Origin of the sequence: Burkholderia cepacia, assembly GCF_001039005.1 — a bacterium.
Classification (GTDB): Bacteria; Pseudomonadota; Gammaproteobacteria; order Burkholderiales; family Burkholderiaceae; genus Burkholderia; species Burkholderia theae.
Map to the genome: position 1 here is coordinate 12,349 of NZ_LDWR01000020.1, position 20,644 is coordinate 32,992.

At 67.3% G+C, this 20,644-nt stretch carries 11 protein-coding genes; 6 read left to right on the forward strand and 5 right to left on the reverse strand.

The genetic code is table 11. The features are described 5' to 3' along the window. Positions 1–157 precede the first annotated feature (157 nt). On the reverse strand, positions 158–298 hold the full coding sequence (locus VL15_RS42670; protein ID WP_164992049.1) for a hypothetical protein: 141 nt from the start codon (positions 296–298) through the stop codon (positions 158–160). On the opposite strand from VL15_RS42670, the gene VL15_RS12270 reads away from it, so the two are divergent. Continuing rightward, the gene (locus VL15_RS12270; RefSeq protein ID WP_048245789.1) at positions 297–8,897 is read left to right on the forward strand and encodes an autotransporter-associated beta strand repeat-containing protein; all 8,601 of its coding nucleotides are present in this window, start codon (positions 297–299) and stop codon (positions 8,895–8,897) included. The two genes, VL15_RS42670 and VL15_RS12270, sit on opposite strands and share 2 nt — an antisense overlap. Before the next feature lie 41 nt (positions 8,898–8,938). On the opposite strand, the gene VL15_RS12275 is transcribed toward VL15_RS12270, so the two are convergent. Together VL15_RS12275 and VL15_RS12280 are read right to left on the reverse strand one after the other, a co-directional pair. Beyond that, the gene (locus tag VL15_RS12275) at positions 8,939–10,027 is read right to left on the reverse strand and encodes a hypothetical protein (protein WP_053077628.1); all 1,089 of its coding nucleotides are present in this window, start codon (positions 10,025–10,027) and stop codon (positions 8,939–8,941) included. A 213-nt stretch (positions 10,028–10,240) separates the two neighbouring features. Further along, positions 10,241–10,564, reverse strand: coding sequence for a hypothetical protein (locus tag VL15_RS12280; protein ID WP_155420193.1), 324 nt, complete (start codon positions 10,562–10,564; stop codon positions 10,241–10,243). A 134-nt stretch (positions 10,565–10,698) separates the two neighbouring features. Between VL15_RS12280 and VL15_RS12285 the strand changes: the two genes are divergently transcribed. Together VL15_RS12285 and VL15_RS12290 are read left to right on the forward strand one after the other, a co-directional pair. Then, positions 10,699–12,921 carry an amylo-alpha-1,6-glucosidase gene (locus tag VL15_RS12285; RefSeq protein ID WP_048245791.1) on the forward strand — a complete coding sequence of 741 codons (2,223 nt, stop codon included), beginning with the start codon at positions 10,699–10,701 and terminating at the stop codon, positions 12,919–12,921. A gap of 348 nt (positions 12,922–13,269) precedes the next feature. Then, the gene (locus tag VL15_RS12290) at positions 13,270–13,521 is read left to right on the forward strand and encodes a hypothetical protein (RefSeq protein WP_048245793.1); all 252 of its coding nucleotides are present in this window, start codon (positions 13,270–13,272) and stop codon (positions 13,519–13,521) included. A gap of 500 nt (positions 13,522–14,021) precedes the next feature. Here the strand turns inward: VL15_RS12290 and penR are convergent, their stop codons facing one another. Further along, positions 14,022–14,912: a beta-lactamase transcriptional regulator PenR gene (penR, locus tag VL15_RS12295; RefSeq protein WP_048245794.1), complete on the reverse strand. Its 891-nt coding sequence runs from the start codon at positions 14,910–14,912 to the stop codon at positions 14,022–14,024. A gap of 139 nt (positions 14,913–15,051) precedes the next feature. On the opposite strand from penR, the gene blaPEN-bcc reads away from it, so the two are divergent. Continuing rightward, positions 15,052–15,945, forward strand: coding sequence for a PEN family class A beta-lactamase, Bcc-type (gene blaPEN-bcc / locus VL15_RS12300; RefSeq protein ID WP_048245795.1), 894 nt, complete (start codon positions 15,052–15,054; stop codon positions 15,943–15,945). 468 nt (positions 15,946–16,413) lie between these two features. Here blaPEN-bcc and VL15_RS12305 read toward each other — a convergent pair whose 3' ends face one another. Beyond that, positions 16,414–16,614: a membrane protein gene (locus VL15_RS12305; RefSeq protein ID WP_048245797.1), complete on the reverse strand. Its 201-nt coding sequence runs from the start codon at positions 16,612–16,614 to the stop codon at positions 16,414–16,416. Between the two features lie 695 nt (positions 16,615–17,309). Between VL15_RS12305 and VL15_RS12310 the strand changes: the two genes are divergently transcribed. Together VL15_RS12310 and VL15_RS12315 are read left to right on the forward strand one after the other, a co-directional pair. Then, entirely contained in the window at positions 17,310–17,855 is a 546-nt protein-coding gene (locus VL15_RS12310) for a TagK domain-containing protein (RefSeq protein WP_053077629.1), read from the forward strand. Between the two features lie 21 nt (positions 17,856–17,876). Next, positions 17,877–20,639 carry a type VI secretion system Vgr family protein gene (locus VL15_RS12315; protein ID WP_048245798.1) on the forward strand — a complete coding sequence of 921 codons (2,763 nt, stop codon included), beginning with the start codon at positions 17,877–17,879 and terminating at the stop codon, positions 20,637–20,639. Positions 20,640–20,644: the final 5 nt, after the last annotated feature.

Consider the following 20,644-nt stretch of genomic DNA (forward strand, 5'->3'; position numbering starts at 1 on the left):
CAATGGGTAAACATCGACTGGAAAATGGCAGGACTTTGATATAGCCTTGTCTGACAAAAGCAGGGCAGTAATCAAATCAACCAGAAAGTCGCTGCAGAAAAAACAGGGGCCACCGTCATGTCATTCGACTAGTTACGCGTCCGCAATCCAGGGCCGATCAACCCGCCATCGATGAATAAGCCGACGTCGCATCGCGACCGCCGGCGGGCACGCTTTTGTCCGTGATTCTCTGCTGTATGCCGTCCGGTACAACGGCAATACCAATATCAAATCCAAAACCAAAATCGAGGAAAAGCATGAATCTTGCGCGTTCGAGAAAAGCCGGCGAGCCGTTTCCGAGACTGCTGTTGCCGACGGGTGTTTTCCTGGCGCTGTCCGGAGCGGGAATCGTTCCCGCCTATGCGACCTGCAGCACGGCGGGCACGACGGTAACCTGTTCCGGCATCGCTAACCCGCTGCAGCCGAGCTACTCGAACAGCGCCAACAACGTGAACGCGACGGTCAACCCTGGCGCGAGTGTCGGCGTATTGCTCGGCGTCGGCGGCACCGCGATGTCGCTGACCGGCAACGGCGTCACGCTGACCAACAACGGCACGATCGATCCGTCCGCACTCGGCTCGGGGCTCGGCGTGCTGTCGAGCGGGGCCGTGGTCGGCAATGCATCCGCGAGCGCGAACACCAACGTCGTCAACAACGGCACGATGAACGGCTCGACCGGCGTGGCGATCAGCGGCGTGACGGGCATGGCGCTGTCGGTCCAGAACGGTACAGGCGGCACGTCGAACATTACAAACACCGGCACGATCGGGTCCAACCCGCTGGTCGGTGCGACCCTCGTCGGCGCGGACGCGCCCGTGGTCACCGCATACGGCGGCGGCCAGGTCAACATGAACAACAGCGGCACGATCAACGGCCGCGTATCGTTCGGCTCGAACGGCACGCCCGGGCAGGGCAATACGTTCACCAACTCGGGCACGATCAACGGCAGCGTGTCGATGGGGGCGAACAGCAACAACACGTTCAATGCCGTGACGGGCTCGTCGGTCAACACGGCGGGCGGCACCGGCGCCGCATTCAACATCACGGTCGGCCCGAACACGCTCAACGTCGCGGCGACGGGCGTCGTCGACGGCGGCGCGGGCGGCAACAACACGCTCAACCTGCAGCAGGGCGTCAACGCGAACGGCACGATCGCGGTCAACAACTACACCAACTTCAACCACCTCGACGTCAACAGCGGCAACTGGACGATCAACGGCGCGTCCACTGCGCAGGATGCGACGCTGAACGGCGGCGTCGCGATCATCGGCAACAACGCATCGCTCGGCACCGGTAACGTCACGGCGAATGGCGGCGCGCTGCAGGCAGGGGCGGCAGGCCTCACCGTCGCCAACAACGTGACGCTCAACCCCGGCGGACTGACGGTGCAGGGCGCGACCGGGCTCACGCTGTCGGGCTCGGTGACGGGCGGCGGCGCGCTGACCAAGAACGACGGCGGCACGCTGACGCTGTCCGGTGCGAACGCTTACTCGGGCGGCACGAACCTGAACGGTGGCGGTCTGGTGGTCGGCAACAATGCGTCGCTCGGCACGGGCGCGCTGAACGTCAACACGAACGCGTCGCTCGACACGAGCGCAAACGTGACGCTCGGCAACGCGGTCAATATCGCAACCGGCTCGACGCTGACGCTCGGCGGCAGCAACAATCTCGGGCTGGCCGGCTCGATCGGCGGAGCCGGCGGGCTCGTGAAGAACGGCGCGGCGACGACCACGCTGACGGGCGCGAACACGTACACCGGCAACACGACGATCAACAGCGGCACGCTGGCGCTGAGCGGCGCCGGCAGCCTGGCGGCAACCGGCACGGTGAACCTGGCCGGTGCGGGCGCAACGTTCGACGTGAGCGGCGCGTCGGGTGCGCGGACGATCGGCGCGCTGGCCGGTGCGGCCGGCACGAACGTGAATCTGGGCGGCAATTCGCTGACGCTCGACGGCAGCGGCAACGCGACCTATGCCGGCACGATCGGTGGCACGGGCGGCGTGACGCTGTCTGGCACCGGCACGCAAGCGTTGACCGGTTCGAACACGTACAGCGGCGGCACGAACCTGAACGGCGGCAACCTCGTCGTCGGCAGCAATACGGCGCTCGGCCTGGGCTCGGTGAACGTCAACGGTTCGTCGACGCTCGATTCGACCTCCAACGTATCGCTCGCGAACGGCGTCAACATCGCGACGGGCACCACGCTGACGCTCGGCGGCAGCAACAGTCTCGGCCTGGGCGGCGTGATCGCGGGTGGCGGCGGTCTCGTGAAGAACGGCGCGGCAACCACGACGCTGTCCGGCGCGAACACCTATTCGGGCGGCACGACGCTGAACGCCGGCGGTCTCGTGCTCGGCAACAACGCGGCGCTCGGCACCGGCGCGCTGAACGTCGGCGGCGCGGCGACGCTCGATACGAACGCGAACCTGTCGGTCGGCAACGCGATCAATCTGGGTACGGGCGCCGCGCTGACACTGGGCGGCAGCAACACCCTCGGGTTGAGCGGCGCGATTGCCGGTGCCGGCAGCCTCGTGAAGGACGGCGCGGCGACCACGACGCTGACGGGTGCGAACACGTACACCGGCGGCACGACGATCAACGCGGGCACGTTGGCGCTGGGTGCGGGCGGCAGTCTTGCGGCAACGGGTGCGGTGAACCTGGCCGGTGCGGGCGCAACATTCGACGTGAGCGGTGCAACAGGCGCACAGACGATCGGCGCGCTGTCGGGCGTCGCTGGTACGAATGTGGCCCTCGGCGGCAACGGGCTGACGCTGAGCGGGACCGCCAGCGGCACCTTCGGCGGTGCGATCGGCGGTACCGGCAGCCTGACGCTGGCCGGCACCGGCACGCAGACGCTGAACGGTGCGAGCACGTACACGGGTGGCACGAACCTGAACAGCGGCAGCGTCGTGCTCGGCAACAACGCGGCGCTCGGCACCGGCGCGCTGAACGTCGGCGGCGCGGCGACGCTCGATACGAACGCGAGCCTGACGGTCGGCAACGCGGTCAACCTCGCCGGCGCCGGCTCGACGCTGACGCTCGGCGGCAGCAACGCGCTCGCGTTGAGCGGTGGGATTACCGGCGCCGGCAGTCTCGTGAAGAACGGCGCGGCGACCACGACGCTGACGGGCGCGAACACGTACACCGGCGGCACGACGGTCAACAGCGGGACGCTCGCACTGGGTGCGGGCGGCAGCTTCGCGACGACCGGTGCGATGAATCTCGCGGGCGCGGGCGCTGCGCTCGACCTGAGCGGTGCAACGGGCGCGCAATCGCTCGGCGCGCTGTCGGGCGTCGCGGGATCGACGGTCAACCTTGGCGGCAACGCACTGACGCTGGGCGGGACCGCCAGCGGCACGTTCAGCGGCGCGATCGGTGGCGCGGGCAGCCTGACGCTGGCGGGCACCGGCACGCAGACGCTGAACGGCGCGAGCACCTACACGGGCGGCACGAACCTGAACAACGGCAGCGTCGTGCTCGGCAATAACGCGGCGCTCGGCACCGGCGCACTGAACGTCGGCGGCGCGGCGACGCTCGATACGAACGCGAGCCTGACGGTCGGCAACGCGGTCAACCTCGGCACGGGTGCGGCGCTGACGCTGGGTGGCAGCAACACCCTTGGGTTGAGCGGCGCGATCGCCGGCGCCGGCAGCCTCGTGAAGAACGGCGCGGCAACCACGACGCTGACGGGCGCGAACACGTACACCGGCGGCACGACGATCAACGCGGGCACGTTGGCGCTGGGTGCGGGCGGCAGTCTTGCGGCAACGGGTGCGGTGAACCTGGCCGGTGCGGGCGCAACGTTCGACGTGAGCGGTGCAACGGGCGCACAGACGATCGGCGCGCTGTCGGGCGTTGCTGGTACGAATGTGGCCCTCGGCGGCAACGGGCTGACGTTGAGCGGGACCGCCAGCGGCACCTTCGGTGGTGTGATCGGCGGCACGGGAGGCGTGACGTTTGCCAGCACCGGCACGCAAACGCTGACGGGCGCGAACACCTACACGGGCGGTACGACGATCGACGGCGGCAGCACGCTTGCGTTGGGTGCGGGCGGCAGCCTTGCATCGACCGGTACGGTGAACCTGGCCGGTGCGGGCGCGACGTTCAACCTGAGCGGCGCGTCGGGTGCGCAGACGATCGGCGCGCTGACCGGTGCGGCCGGCACGAACGTGAGCCTCGGCGGTAACGGGCTGACGTTGAGCGGCGCAGGCAACCATGCGTTCGGCGGGACGATCGGCGGCACGGGCGGCGTCACGTTCGCGGGCGCGGGCACGCAAACGCTGACGGGCGCGAACACGTATTCCGGCGGCACGACGATCGACGGCGGCAGCACGCTTGCACTCGGTGCGGGCGGCAGCCTCGCGGCGACGGGTGCGGTGAATCTCGCGGGCACGGGCGCGACGTTCGACGTGAGCGGCGCATCGGGTGCGCAGACGATCGGCGCGCTGTCGGGCGCCGCCGGTACGAACGTGACGCTCGGCGGCAACGGGCTGACGCTGAGCGGTACAGCCAGCGGCACCTTCGGCGGCGTGATCGGCGGCACGGGAGGCGTGACATTCGCAAGCACCGGCACGCAGACACTGACGGGCGCGAATACGTATACCGGCGGCACGACGATCGACGGCGGCAGCACGCTCGCATTGGGCGCGGGCGGCAGCCTCGCGTCGGGCAGCGCGGTGAATCTCGCCGGCGCGGGCGCCACGTTCAATATGAGCGGTGCGACGGGCGCGCAGACGATCGGCACGCTGACCGGCGCGGCCAATACGAATGTCGATCTCGGCGCGAACGCACTGACGCTCAACGGCAGCGGCAACGGCACGTTCGGCGGCGTGATCGGTGGCACGGGCGGCGTGACGCTGGCCGGCACCGGCACGCAAACGCTGACGGGCGCGAACACGTACACCGGCGGCACGACGATCGACGGCGGCAGCACGCTGGCGCTGGGCGCAGGCGGCAGCCTCGCGGCGAGCGGCGCGGTGAACCTCGCGGGCGCAGGCGCGACGTTCAACCTGGGCGGCGCATCGGGCGCGCAGACGATCGGAGTACTGAACGGTGCGGGCGGCACGAACGTGAACCTGGGCGCCAACGCGCTGACGCTGACCGGCAGCGGCGGAACTTTTGGCGGCACGATCGGCGGCACCGGTGGCGTGACATTCGCCGGCGCCGGCACGGAAACGCTGACGGGTGCGAACACCTACACGGGCGGCACGACGATCAACGGCGGCAGCACACTCGCACTGGGTGCGGGCGGCAGCCTCGCGTCGGGCAGCGCGGTGAATCTCGCGGGCACGGGCGCCACGTTCAACCTGAGCGGTGCATCGGGTGCGCAGACGCTCGGCACGCTGACCGGTGCGGGCGGCACGAACGTGAACCTCGGCGCGAATGCGCTGACGCTGAACGGGACCGCCAGCGGCACCTTCGGCGGCGCGATCGGTGGCACCGGTGGCGTGACGTTCGCGGGCACCGGCGCGCAAACGCTGACGGGTGCGAACACGTACACGGGTGGCACGACGATCAACGGCGGCAGCACGCTTGCGCTGGGCGCGGGTGGCAGCCTCGCGTCGGGCAGCGCGGTGAATCTCGCGGGCACGGGCGCGACGTTCAACCTGAGCGGTGCATCGGGTGCGCAGACGCTCGGCACGTTGACCGGTGCGGGCAGCACGAACGTGAACCTCGGCGCGAATGCGCTGACGCTGAACGGGACCGCCAGCGGCACCTTCGGCGGCGCGATCGGCGGCACCGGTGGCGTGACGTTCGCGGGCACCGGCACGGAAACGCTGACGGGTGCGAACACCTACACCGGCGGCACGACGATCAACGGCGGCAGCACGCTGGCGCTCGGTGCGGGCGGCAGCCTTGCATCGACCGGCACCGTGAATCTCGCGGGCACGGGCGCCACGTTCAACCTGAGCGGTGCATCGGGTGCGCAGACGATCGGCACGCTGACCGGTGCGGCCGGCACCAACGTGAACCTCGGCACGAACGCGCTGACACTGAGCGGCAGCGGCGCCGGCACGTTCGGCGGGACGATCGGCGGCGCGGGCGGCGTGACGGTTGCCGGTACGGGTACGCAAACGCTGACGGGCGCGAACACGTACACGGGCGGCACGACGATCAACGGCGGTAGCACGCTCGCACTGGGTGCGGGCGGCAGCCTCGCGTCGGGCAGCACGGTGAATCTCGCCGGTACGGGCGCGACGTTCAACCTGAGCGGCGCGACGGGCGCGCAGACGATCGGCACGCTGACCGGCGGAGCCGTCACGAACGTGACCCTGGGTGCCAACGCGCTGACGTTGAACGGCAGCGGCAACGGCACGTTCGGCGGCGTGATCGGTGGCACGGGCGGCGTGACGCTGGCCGGCACCGGCACGCAGACGCTGACGGGCGCGAACACCTACACCGGCGGTACGACGATCGACGGCGGCAGCACGCTCGCGCTCGGCGCGGGCGGCAGTCTCGCGTCGGCCGGCACGGTGAATCTCGCCGGCGCCGGCGCGACGTTCAACCTCGGCGGCGCGTCGGGCGCGCAGACGATCGGTACGCTGTCGGGCGCGGCCGGCACCAGCGTGAATCTCGGCACGAACGCGCTGACACTGAACGGCAGCGGCGCCGGCACGTTCGGCGGGACGATCGGTGGCGCGGGCGGCGTGACGGTTGCCGGTACGGGTACGCAAACGCTGACGGGTGCGAACACGTACACGGGCGGCACGACGATCAACGGCGGCAGTACGCTCGCGCTGGGCGCAGGCGGCAGCCTCGCGTCGACGGGCGCGGTGACGCTCGCCGGCGCGGGCGCGACGTTCGACGCGAGCGGTGCGACGGGGGCGCAGACGATCGGCGCGCTGTCCGGCGGGGCCGGCACGAACGTGAGCCTCGGTGCCAACGCGCTGACGCTGAACGGCGGCGGCACCGCATTCGGCGGCACGATCGGCGGCTCGGGCGGGGTCACGGTCGCGAGCGGCACGCAGGTGCTGACCGGCAGCAACACGTACACGGGCGGCACCACGATCGCGACCGGCGGCACGCTGCAGCTCGGCAACGGCGGCACGTCGGGCAGCGTCGCCGGCAACGTCGTCGACAACGGCGCACTGATCTTCAATCAATCCGGCAACATGACGGTGGCCAGCGTGCTGTCCGGCACGGGCGCGCTGACGCAGGCCGGCAGCGGGCAGCTGACGCTGACGGGCACCAACACGCTGAGCGGGCCGACCACGGTCAGCGCGGGCACGCTCGCCGTCAACGGTTCGCTCGGCCAGTCGGCCGTGACCGTACAGAATGGCGCGACGCTGACGGGCACCGGCACTGTCGGCGGCCTCGTGGTGCAGGGTGGCGCGACGGCGGCCGCAACGCAGCCGGGTGCGGCGCTGAACGTGGCCGGCAACGTCACGTTCCAGCCGGGCTCGACGTTCCAGGTCGCGGCGGCGCCGCAGCAAAGCGGCAGCGTCGCCGCGACGGGTACGGCGACGCTGAACGGCGGCACCGTGCAGGTGCTCGCGAACCAGAGCGGCTACCAGCCGAGCACGACCTACACGATCCTCACCGCAACGTCGGGCGTGCAGGGCGCATTCAGCCAGGTGAGTGCGAACTACGCGTTCCTGATGCCGACGCTCAGCTACGATCCGGACCACGTGTACCTGCGACTCGTCGCGAACGGCACCGCGCTGCCCGACGTGGCAACGACACCGAACCAGCGCTCGGTCGCGACCGCGCTCGGCGGGCTCGGCGCCGGCAACCCGTTGTACGACGCCGTGCTGACGACCGACGCGGGCACCGCGCGCCGTGCGTACGGGCTGCTCGACGGCGAACTGCAGGCGAGCATGAAGAGCATGCTGTTGCTCGACAGTCGTTATGTGCGCGATGCGGTGACCGATCGCGTTCGCCAGGGTCTCGCGCCCGGATCGGGCCCGCTCGCCGCGCTGTCGTCGGGCGGCGCCGCGCTGTGCGGCGACAACACGGCCGGTGCGGTCGACCCGACGCTGCCGCCGGAACGCCGGATCGGTTCGCGCGACGGTTGCTACGGTGGCACGCCTTATCAGCCGGTCGTGTGGGGGCAGGCGTTCGGCGGCCGCAGCCGGCTCACCGGCGACGGCAACGCATCGACGATCAACCGCAGCATGACGGGCTTCATCGCCGGTGCCGACATGGCGCTCAACGACAAGTGGCGTGCGGGTCTGGCCGCGGGCGTCACGCACAGCTCGCTTGACAACGACCAGAGCGCGTCGGCGTCGGTGAACAGCTACTACCTGTCGCTGTACGGCGGCGCGCAGTACGGTGCGCTCGGCGTGCGCGGCGGCGCGTCGTACACGTGGTACCGGATCAACAGCGACCGTAATCCGGGCTTCGCGGGCTTCTCGGATCACAATTCGGCCGGCTACGACGCGAATTCGGCGCAGGTGTTCGGCGAAGTCGGCTACGCGCTGCCGGTCGGGCCCGTCGCGATCGAACCGTTCGCGGGCCTCGCGTATGTGAACCTGCATACCGATGGCTACACCGAAAGCGGTGGCGCGGCCGCACTGCGCGCCGGCGGCGAGACGACCCACGTGGGCTTCTCGACGCTCGGCCTGCGCGCGGCGTCGCAGATCGGCTCGATCGCGAGCGGCACGTTCACCGCGCGCGGGACGGTCGGCTGGCGGCACGCGTTCGGCAACGTGCACCCGTCGTCGGCGTTCACGTTCGCGGGCGGCGGCACGTCGTTCCAGGTGTCGGGCGTGCCGATTGCCCGCGACAGCGCAGTGCTCGAGGCCGGCATCGACGTGAACATCACGAAGCGCCTGACGCTCGGCCTCACGTACAGCGGCCAGTACGGCAGCGGCGTGCGCGACAACGCGGTGCTCGGCAACATCCTGTGGAAGTTCTGACCGGCGCGGGGGGCGGCGGGGCAGGCCCGCCGCCCCGGCCATCAGAACGCGATCGACCAGTTGGCGTATAACGCAGCGCGCTGCTCGAGCTGATAGCCGTTGAGGTTCTGCGCGACGGGCGTCAGGTACTCGACGCCGATCCGGTGCCCCTTGAGCGGCCCGGAGCGGAATACGGCGTTCAGGCCGGCGCCGACCTTCAGCACGCGGCCGCCATAGTTGCCGGGCAGATCGTCCGGGCTGGCGACGTGTACGGGGCCGTCGTAGGCGCCGCGGATCGCACCCTGCGCGGTGTAGTTCAGGCGCGCGGACGCGCTCAGCCACGGCGTCAGCCGGAAGGCGCCCCAAGCGTTCGCCTCGAACCGGTTGCCGACACGGTAGCCCGAACGGTTTGCGTGCTGCATCGGTAATTTCGCGAGCGCCTGCGCGCCCCAGCTCCAGCGCTGCATCTGGCCGGTATACGTGATGCTCGGGATCGCATCCCAGGTACCGGTCCCCATCTGCATCCCGTAGTGGGCGAACGTGCTGTCCCCGTTGCGGCGCGAGACGGATCCGGTCGGCATGCTGATGCCGAGGCCGGCATGCAGGTGATGACGGCCGTCGTCGTAAAGCCGGAACAGGCCCGCGGCGACCGTGTCGCCGAGCCCGGACGCCCCGTGCGACATCTCGCCACCGCCCGTCCCATGTCCGCCGCCGTGCCTGCCGTGTCCACCGTGTCCGCCGGACAGTCCCTGCATCGTCATCGGCATGTCCATGTACATCGGCATCACCATCAGGTTGAACGCGTCGCTGGGCGCGTACATCAGGTGCAGCATGTGCATGTTCATCTGCATGCCGGTCGGCTTCATCGTGTAGCCGGCCATCGTGAGCGCATGATCGTCGACGCTTCGACCGTCGCGTTTCACGGCGCCGCCGGTGTTCTGATGCGAGTACGTGTAGCCGATCATCCAGCCGCCTTTCTTGTGCATGTGGTCATACATGACGCCGGCGGGCGCGTGGCTGTCCGGCGTGAGGCCGGCGACGGGCGACTCGTGCGCGCTGGCGGGCGTCGCGGCGAAGCCGACGGAGAGGGTGACGGCCGTTGCCGCCGAAAGAGCATTGCGCTTGAGCGCTGGAAAGCGATGAGTAAACAATTTGGATTCCTATTAATGATTCGTGCATGCAGGAACTGCGCGCAGCGTGCCCGTGCGCGGCGGCGAGAAGCCGCTGTGCAGCCAGATAACGCGAGACCGGAACGAACGCCCGCGCGGCCGTGAATTCAACCGGCGCGCGGCGGGCCGCGCGAGAACGCGTGCGGCCACGGCGGCACATGACGAAGCATCCGCGCGCGTGCGGCAGGGCGACGGTCAGTCGCCGGGGCGGGGATCGCGGCCGAGGCCGTGGTCGATATCGGCACGCGCATTGCGCTCGGCGTCGTGCATCGCGCTCAGCTTCGAATCGAAGCCGAACATTGATGCGACGATGAAGCGGCGCACACGCGGCGGAGCGGGATGGCGCGTACGGAGTTCGTAGACGCCGTCCCAGCGCTGATTGGCGCGTTGAACGGCGAATACGCCGTACTCGCGGTCTTTGTATTGAACGAATTGCATAGGGCGGGTGAAAGTCTTGTGAGGACGAACGGCCGCGTCGGCTCGGCGTCGCTGAACAGAGCGCCATTCTTCGCGACGCACGGCGGGCCGGCCATCAATGTCAACAGAATCTCAATGACGCGCTGGAGCGGCGCTGCACGCGTCTGCGGTTCTGGCCTATCCTGTGCGAAACACGCGATGCGCGCCGCGCGTTGCGCCTCGATACAGGAGCATCGATGCCGAATCACGCCGAAGCCACGACGACGCAGGCGCCGCAGGTCGCGCCTGCTGCCCCGACCTCAGCGTCGGGCCCCGCATTCATCGCGCCCGAGACCGATCCGCAGGCACTCGCGCGCAACAACCAGTACGTACTGAAATCCGGCGATGCGTTCGTGGTCAGCGACGCGCTCGGCGATATCGGCGGTCATGACGACGGCCTGTTCGTCGACGACATGCGCGTGCTGTCGAAGTGGCGCCTGACCTTCGGCGGCCGCGCGCCGTCGCTGCTGTCGGGCGCGACGAGCGCCGACAACGCATCGTTTACCGCCCACCTGACGAACCGCCCGCTGCCGCCGCTCGGCGGCCACGAAACGCCCGAGGGCGTGATCCATATCGAACGGATGCGCGTGCTCGCGGGCGACGTGCTTTACGAAGCGCTGACGTTGACGAATTACGGCGCGAGCGAAGCCGAGGTGCCGTTGTCGCTGTCGTTCGCGGCCGATTTCAAGGATATGTTCGAGGTGCGCGGCACGCAGCGCCCGAAGCGCGGCACCGTGGTGGCGCCGCGCGTCGACGCCGGCGCGGTGCGGCTGCGCTACGACGGCCTCGACAGCGTCGAGCGCAACGTGACCGTGTATTTCTCGCCGGCGCCCGATGCGCTGTCGGTCGATCGTGCCGACTACACGCTGACGATCGCCGCGCAGGCGTGCGTGTCGATCTACCTGACCGTCGACGCGACGCTCGGCCCGGCGCATGCCGAAAGCCCGGGCTGCGGGCGCGTCGCGCTGCGCACCGCGCTCGTCGGCGTGCACCGCGAGATGCGCGCGCGGCGCGAGTCGATGGCGCGCGTGAACACCGGCAATCCGCTGTTCGACGCGTGGCTCGACCGTTCGCTCGCGGATCTCGGGCTGCTCACCACGCAGCTCGACACGGGGCCGTACCCGTATGCGGGCATTCCGTGGTTCTCGACGCCGTTCGGCCGCGACGCGGTGATCACGTCGCTGCAGATGCTGTGGCTGCAGCCGTCGCTCGCGCGCGGCGTGCTGCGGTTCCTGGCCGAGCACCAGGCGCGCGAGACCTCCGCGTTCCGCGATGCGGAGCCCGGCAAGATCATGCACGAGTTCCGCCGCAGCGAGATGGCCGCGACGGGCGAGGTGCCGTTCGCGCTGTACTACGGCGGCGTCGACACGACACCGCTCTTCATCGTGCTCGCGGGCGCGTATGTCGAACGCACCGGTGACGACGCGCTGATCGACGAGCTGTGGCCCGCGCTCGAGCGTGCCGCGCAATGGGTGATCGACAAGTGCGACCGCAATCCTTACGGACTGCTCGATTACCAGCGCACGTCGGAGCGCGGCCTCGCGAACCAGGGCTGGAAGGACAGCCACGATTCGGTGTTCCATGCGGACGGCCGCTTCCCGGACGGGCCGATCGCGCTCGTCGAAGTGCAGGCCTATGCGTGCGCGGCGCTCGATGCGATGTCGATGTGCTCGCACCGGCGCGGCCATGCGGCCGACGCCACGCGCTACGCGCTGCGCGCCAAGACGCTGCGCGACCAGGTCGATGCGCTGTTCTGGATGCCGGAAGGCGATTTCTACGGGATCGCGCTCGACGGTCATGGCGACCTGTGCCGCGTGTTCGCGTCGAACGCGGGCCACCTGCTCGCGTTCGGGCTGCCCGACGCCGAGCGCGGCGCGGCGGTCGCCAGCGTGCTCGGCTCGGCGCTGTTCCAGACCGGCTGGGGCATCCGCACGCTCGCGGCCGGCCAGCCGCGCTTCAACCCGATGGCGTATCACAACGGCTCGGTGTGGCCGCACGACAATGCGCTCATCGCGCGCGGGCTCGCGCGCTACGGCGACAAGTCGGCCGCGGTGAACCTGCTGCGCGCGCTGTTCGAGGCGGCGGTGAGCTTCGAGATGCGGTTGCCGGAACTGTTCTGCGGGTTCCCGCGCCGGCGCGGCGAACCGCCGACCGCGTATCCGGTCGCCTGCCTGCCGCAGGCCTGGGCGGCAGGCGCGCCGTTCATGATGCTGCAGGCGTGCCTCGGCGTGAGCATCGACGCGACGCGCCACGAGGTGCGTGTCGAGCGCCCGGCGCTGCCGGAAGGTGTCGACTGGCTGCGGATCGACGCGCTGCGCGTCGGCGACGAAACCGTGTCGCTGACGTTCCGCCGCGTCGACGGCCAGGTCGTCGCGTCGGCGGAGCAGCCGGGCCGTGTGAAGGTGGTCGCGGTGCTTTAGGGCCTGTTCCCGCTAATAACGGGCTTGCGCTGGCCCCCAGAAGGGCCGAGCGCAAGGAGCATGACGCGGCGGTCGGCCCTTCTGGGGGCCAGCCCCACGAATGATTTTTTCCAAACAGGGGAACGCGCGTTGCCGGCCGCATTGCGGCGTCGCGCGTCGCTTGTTTGGCGCGGCCAAACGGCGCACCTTGCTTCTTGCACTACAGCCGGCAACGCACGTTCGCAAGCCCGTTATTAGCGGGAACAGGCCCTGGTGCGGCGCTGCGCGGACATTGCGCGATGTCGCGCCATGTTCGCGCGCAGCGGCATAGAATCGTGACATGACCCTTGAACGATGCGGAGGTAGACGATGACGACCGACAACCGGCCCGACGACGGCGAGCAGAAGCTCGAGAATCTGGAAGCGGCGGTCGACCACCTGCACAAGTCGATCGAATCGCAGAGCATCGCGGTCGGCGCGGCGAAGGGCATCCTGTTCAGCCTGATCGAAACGCTCGGCGCACTGATCGGCGATCCCGACCTGCCCGAGCATGCGCGCTCGGGTTACGAGGCGCTGCGCGACAAGGCGAGCGAATTGCGCGGCGGGCTCGAACGGCATTGATGCACGGATGGCGCCGGCGCTTGCCGCATGGGCCGCGCCGGCGCTGCCCGATTCCGCAGACAAAGCACAAAACCCCGTGCGCTCAATGAGTTAGGTGGCCGATGCGCAGGATATCCACAAGCTTGCCAACACAATCTGTGGAGAACCTGCGCGCACTGGGCCGGGCGTGCCGCACGCACCGTGCAAAAGCCCTTGCGCTGCCACGTCGGTGACCGGTCAAGGTCCCCGTATCGAATCCCCTTTTGTATCAATGTGTTACGCGCCGGATCTGAGGGATATCCACAGGCTTGCCAACAAAATCTGTGGACAACTTGCAATCGATTGCGTCGCGACAGTTGAGGATCCGGCGTGCGGCGACCGCCGCGCGAAGCCCGTGCACACGGGCTGCCCGATGTGTGCGTCGGCACGTTAATTCGTGCGCGATCAACGAGTTAGGCCCCGGGTACCCAGGATATCCACATCCTTGCCAACACTTTCTGTGGACAACAGCGCGGCGCGCGTCACTCGACCGGCGCCGTGTCGGCCGCCTCGGTCACGATCCAGTCACGAAAGAGTGTCATCGCGGGCGTGAGCGGCTTCGACTTCAGCGACGTGAGCCAGTAGCCGCCGGCGCGTACGTCGATGTCGAGCGGTCGCGCGAGCAGGCCGAGCTGCAGTTCGCGCGAGAACATGCAGGCCGGCGCGAGCGCGACGCCCGCGCCCTGCATCGCGGCCTCGACCATCAGCCGCGACGAATCGAACACGGGCCCGTTGACCGTCCACGGTTCGAGCTGCGCGGCCTCGAACCAGCCGAGCCATTCGTCGGTGCGGTACGAGCGCAGCAGCGTTTCATTCGCGAGATCGGCCGGTTGCGCGAGGCGCCGCGCGATCTCCGGCGCGCACAGCGCGGTGAGCGGCGCGTCGAGCAGGCGCTCGTTGCGCGTCGCCGGCCAGTTGCCTTCGCCGAACCGGATCGCGAAGTCGAGGCCTTCGGCGGCAAGATCGACGACGTTGTTGTTGGTCCGCAGTCGCAGCTCGACGAACGGATGCGTATCGCCGAACTGCTTCAAACGGGGCATTAGCCAGCCTAGGGCAAAGGTGCCGACGACACCGAGCGTCAGCACCTCGCGGAAACGCCCGCCGTCGAACTGCTTGAGCACCGTCTCGATACGGCTGAACGCGTCGCTCAGCACCGGCAGCAGCGCGCGCCCCTCGTCGGTGAGCCCGAGGCCGCGCGGCAGCCGCGTGAACAGTGTGCAGCCGAGCCGCTCCTCGAGCGAGCGCACCTGCTGGCTGACCGCGGCCTGGGTCACGCTCAGCTCAAGGCCCGCGCGCGTGAAGTTCAGATGGCGCGCCGACGATTCGAACGCGCGCAACGCATTGAGTGGAAGATGCGGGCGGAGCTTCATCATAAGATTTTCTTTGGTCAGCGCTCAATTATCGTTGCTTGTCAGGCAACCGTAAAGTCCCGATAGTGCTGTCTCGGCGGCCGCCGTCCTGCTTCAGCGTTTTGCCTTCGTTCCGCATCCATTCCACCACGAGACACATGACATGACCTACTCATCGCAACGCCGAACCCTGTTGCTGGCCGCCGCGACGGCGCCGCTCGTCCTTACCGTCACCGCGTGTGCGTCGCCGCGGGCCGGCGCGCCGGACGTTTCGTCCACGACGTCGTTCGATGCGCTCGAGCGTGCCGCCGGCGGCCGCCTCGGCGTGTGCGCGATCGACACCGCGAGCGGCCGGCGCGCGCTGTATCGCGCGGACGAGCGCTTCCCGTTCTGCAGTACGTTCAAGGCGATGCTGAGTGCGGCGGTGCTCGCGCAGAGCGTCGAGCGTCCGGGATTGCTGCAACAACGCGTGACGTACGGGAAGGCCGACCTCGTCAAGTATTCGCCGGTGTCGGAGAAGCATGTGGACACGGGCATGACGGTGGCCGATCTGTGCGCGGCCGCGATCCAGTACAGCGACAACTCGGCCGCGAACCTGCTGATGAAGCTGCTCGGCGGCCCGTCGGCCGTGACCGCGTACGCGCGCTCGATCGGCGACGACGCGTTCCGGCTCGATCGATGGGAGACTGAACTGAATACCGCACTGCCGGGCGACCTGCGCGACACGACGACGCCCGCCGCGATGGCCGCGAGCCTGCGCGTGCTGACGCTCGGCGACGCGCTGCCGGCCGCGCAGCGTGCGCAGCTCGTTGCCTGGCTGCGCGGCAACAAGGTCGGCGACAAGCGGATCCGCGCGGGCGTGCCGGCCGGTTGGACGGTCGGCGACAAGACGGGCACCGGCGACTACGGGACGACGAACGACGCGGGCGTCGTGTGGCCGCCGTCGCGTGCGCCGATCGTGCTGACCGTGTACTACACGCAGACGCGTGCCGATGCGCGGGCGAAGGAGGACGTGATCGCGGCGGCCACACGCATCGCGGTCGCGACGTTCGGTTGAGCAGGGCGGCGCAGCGTGCGCGACGGGATCCGCCAGCACGCCGTGCCGCAGTCGTGACCCGCGCGGCCAAACGTTGTGTGATCAACGACTTAGGTCGCGCATGCTCAGGATATCCACATGCTTGCCAACAAAAATTGTGGACAAGTCGGCGAGCGGCCGCGTTCGGCGCGCCGCGGGCCGCCGTGCCGCGTTTGAAGCGGCGCGGACAAAGTCTTTCGGATCAAGCGCTTGGCTGCGGTATGCGCAAGCTATCCACATGCTTGCCAACAAAATCTGTGGACAAGCCGGTCGGCCGGCCCGTCACGCGACGAGACGGGCTGCGAACGGCGATTTACCGGCCGCGTGCCGCATTCGAAGCGGCGCGGACAAAGTCTTTCGGATCAAGCGCTTGGTCGCGGTATGCGCAGGCTATCCACATGCTTGCCAACACAATCTGTGGACAAGCTTGTCGGTCCCCCGGCGCGGTATTCAGCCGTGCCGATCGTCGACGGTGGGCCAGCGCGCGAACGCGAACACCCACAACATCACGAAGTTCAGGATGGGGACGAACATCGTCAGGATCCACCAGCCCGAATGCCCGGTGCGCCGGACGATGCGGACATACGGATAGACGACGACGGCGACGAGCACGAGCGAAACGAGCAACTGCCACGCGGTGAAGTGTTCCATGGCCTTCCTCGGAGTGATGTGTCGTGGTGCGGCGTCGGCGGAACAGCCGGCACGGTGTGTCGACGCGCGAAGCCGACGATGCGCGGCCGCGTGCGGCTCGCGTGATCTTGACGCTTGGCATGCTCGGGCGTCAAGGCGCGGGCGGTGCGTTGCCGTGGCACCGGATCGTCCGTATTCGCGCATGTTCGAGCCGCACGTTGCCGCAATGGTGACGCGAAGCTCGAACCATTGGCCGATCAACGAGTTAGCGCACGCTTGCGCAGGATATCCACAAGCTTGCCAACAAAATCTGTGGACAAATCGCCCTTCGCACCGGCACCCAGGCTGGTGAATCGAAGCGCACCGTGACGGTGAGGTCGTGGCCGCTCGTACATAACAGATCACGTTATTGACAATTTGCAAAGTTGTCCAGTAATACGCGCGGAGCGTGCATCTTACGATGCGATACCCAAGTAACGGACTGCTGCCTGATTCCTATATGAGTCAAGAACTCCGAAGTATATGTGGAGTAATAACAGATCTGGTCTTGACCACAAGTGACTGGAGATGACGGAGTTAGAAGCGCCGCGTGTTTTCATGCGTCATGCAAGTTTCCTGTTCGATAACATCTATCGACGACTTTGGAACTTGTCCAATAGACGGGCGGAAGGGAATCCAATAAAAAGTGTGAATTCTCCGAAACTTGTCTCAAAGAAATGAACGACGACGATGATCAGCAGAATCTACACGACAACAATGCCGTGTTCGGTCTGATCGGTTCACCTTTGGCATACGACAGAAGTTGGTTTCAGGCCGAAGGTAGCAGCATCCCATCAGCCGTTGGCGATCTCATTGATTCGCTGCAGCGACAGTATTGGCAGGCGCTCATCGATCCGTCGGTGGTGCTCGCGACAGACGTTTGGCCATCGCGCGAAGAGGCAAGCGATTTGATGCTGCCACAGGATGCCGAACCGGAGCCGGTGCAGAGCGACACTGGGTCGATGGAAGAGTGGCTGGGCGGCAGGATGGGCGTCGATGCGGCCTTTGATCTGTTGGGACCGCACGAGAACCTCGATCTCATCTCAGACAAGCCAGTGCCGGAAATTCTGCGTTTGTTCGCGCCGCCCGAATACCTCGGGGCCGAGGCACGCCGTTCGCCAGATCTGCCGCCGCCGCTCACGCGTCGTGAACACCACGTGCTTAGCGTCGACAGCCCGATGTCGATGCCGTTCCAGCCGCCGGCTTACGGTGACCCGTCCTGAATCATTCGTTCTCCATTCGCCATGTTCAATCCGCAGCAATCCCGCACGCTTGCCGTTTCCGGCGAGGCGCTGCCCTCCTGGGGCGGCAGGCCTGTCCTCGTGCCTTCTCGTGTGACCGGTACCGAGAAGTTTGGCAGGCTGTACAGGTACACGCTGGAACTGACCACCGCCGATGATCCGACGTTGCCCGTTTACGAGGCACGGGTGCTGGTGCAGCCCGACAAACTGGTTGGCACCGAAATTGCCGTCTCGTTTGAATTTGACGGTAAGGGAGAGTTCATCGCGGGACTACCAGGCGGCAGCGGCCTGGGCAACGTTGGCGCGGGCACACGCACGATCATCGGCCTGATCACCGCCGTGCACGGCACCGGCTCGAACGACCGCCATGCGTTCTACCAGTTCACCGTGCGTCCGTGGCTGTGGTTGGCCACGCGCAACCGCGAGAACCGGATTTTCCAGAATCAGAGCGTAGTCGAGATCACCGAAACGGTCCTGACGGACCGGCGCTATCCGTTCACTTTTGAATTGAGGTTGGCGGCACCTGGACTGCGTGGCGTCTATCCGAAGCGTGATTACGTGCGGCAGTTCTGGGAGAGCGATTACGACTTCCTCACGCGGCTGTGGCGCGAATGGGGCCTGTATTTCTTCATGGAAGGCGCCACGCTGGTGCTGTGCGACTCGCCGGGTTCGCACCAGCCGCACGGCAACATGTACGACACGATTACCTGGCATGCGCCGGACAGTGCGCGCATCGATGAGGAGCACATTCACACGCTGAAAGTCTCCCGTGCGCTGACGGCGGGCGTGGTGAGCCTCACGGATTACGATTCGACGCAGTCGCTTGCTGATCTGCGTGTGACGAAAGATGACGGCCGTGACGAGCCGTTCGCCAATGCCGAGCACTATGGCTGGGGCAACTATTCGCAACCGTTGGCGGGCAAAGGAGGGCTGGCGGGCACGCCGAACGAATGGCAGGGCGAGGGCGGACATCTCGCGCGTGTGCGGGTTGATGCGCTGCGTTGCCGCCGCCTGCGGGCGAAAGGCCGCGGCAACCTGCGGGGACTGGCGACTGGCCATACGTTCCATCTCAAAGGGCATCACGACCGGCAGGTCAACGCCGAGTATCTGGTGATTGCGACCACGCTTGATATCCGCAACGTGGATGAGACCAGTCAGCTAGCGGGCGGCCAAGCGCGCTACCGGTGCGTGACGGATTTCGTGCTGCAACCGGCCAATGTGTTCTTTCGCAACCGGCCAAGAGAAAAACCACGATGTAGCCCGGAGACGGCGGTTGTGGTTGGCCCGGAAAAACAGGCGATGTGGGTGGACGGCTATGCGCGGGTGAAGGTGCAGTTCATTTGGGATCGCCACGGCAAACGCAACGAGAATTCAAGTTGCTGGGTGCGGGTGGCCTCGCCGTGGCAGGGCAGCGGATTCGGGACCATTTACCTGCCGCGCATCGGACAGGAGGTCGAGGTCAGCTATCACGACGGAAATCCGGACAGACCGTATGTGTCGTCGCGGATGGTGAATCAGTTCAACCAACCGCCGTGGGTGCTGCCGGACAATCAGGCGCTGTCAGGCATACGCTCGCGCGATCTGGAAGGTATGCAGGCGAACCAGATCGTAACGGACGACACGCCGGGCAAATTGCAGGTGCAAGTGTCGAGCGACCATGCGCAGTCGCGCCTGGTGCTCGGCTACAACACACGTATCGACGGCAACGCGGGACGCAAGGAAGCGCGCGGCATCGGCTGGGAACTGGCAACCGATGCGTGGGGCGTGCTGCGCGCTAATCGCGGCATGCTGATAACGACCGAGACGCGCGCGGGGGCGACGGCACCCGTCAAGGAGATGGGTGAGACGGTGCAGCGTCTTACACAGGCTCGCCAGCAGCATGAGGATCTGTCGCAACTTGCGCAGCGCCACCGCGCCCAGGATTCGGACGTGAGACAGAGCGACGCAACGGCAGCAATGAAGGCGCAAAACGACGCGCTGAGCGGCAGCGCTGGCACAGACGACAACCGGTTCCCCGAAATGACTCGGGCCGATCTGGCGATCGCGAGCGCGGCGGGCTTCGCCGTGACGGCAACCGAAAGCGTCCACTTGGTGAGCGAGCGGGATCATGCCGTAACCGCTGGTAGGGATATCAGCATTTCGGGCGGCCGTTCTCTGATTGCGGCGGTGCGTGGTGCAGTCTCGTTGTTTGCGGCGCAGTTCGGCATCCGATTGTTCGCGGGGAAAGGGAAAGTCGAAATTCAAGCGCAGGGCGATGCGATGGCGCTGGCCGCGCTAAAGGATCTAACCATTACGAGCACGGACGGAAAGATCATTCTCAGTGCATCAAAGGAAATCTGGATTGGCGCGGGCGGCTCGTATATCCAGATCAACGGTAGCGGCATCATCAACGGCTCGCCGGGACCAATTCTCGAAAAGACGCCGAAATGGGGGAAGCCGGCTGCGTCGTTCATGCGCTCCCCGTTACCGGTCATGCCCGTTGCGCCGTTGGAGCAGAATCCCGCGGAGCTTTACACGCAGAAGTTTGATGTCAGTACGGTTGTTGAAAACCTGGGGAATGGACTGACCGTGGTGAACCAACCCTATCGTATCTATTTGCCGGACGGCACGCTCAAACAACAAGGCATGTTGACCGATGGCGTAACACTGACCGTCAGCACGGCGGAGCCAACGACGGTCAGATGCGAGATTGGGGGCGGAGATTGGTGCGTCACCGAAGACGCTTACGACCACCACGAACTTGAAGATGGTTCAGAACAGGCTTGAGATCA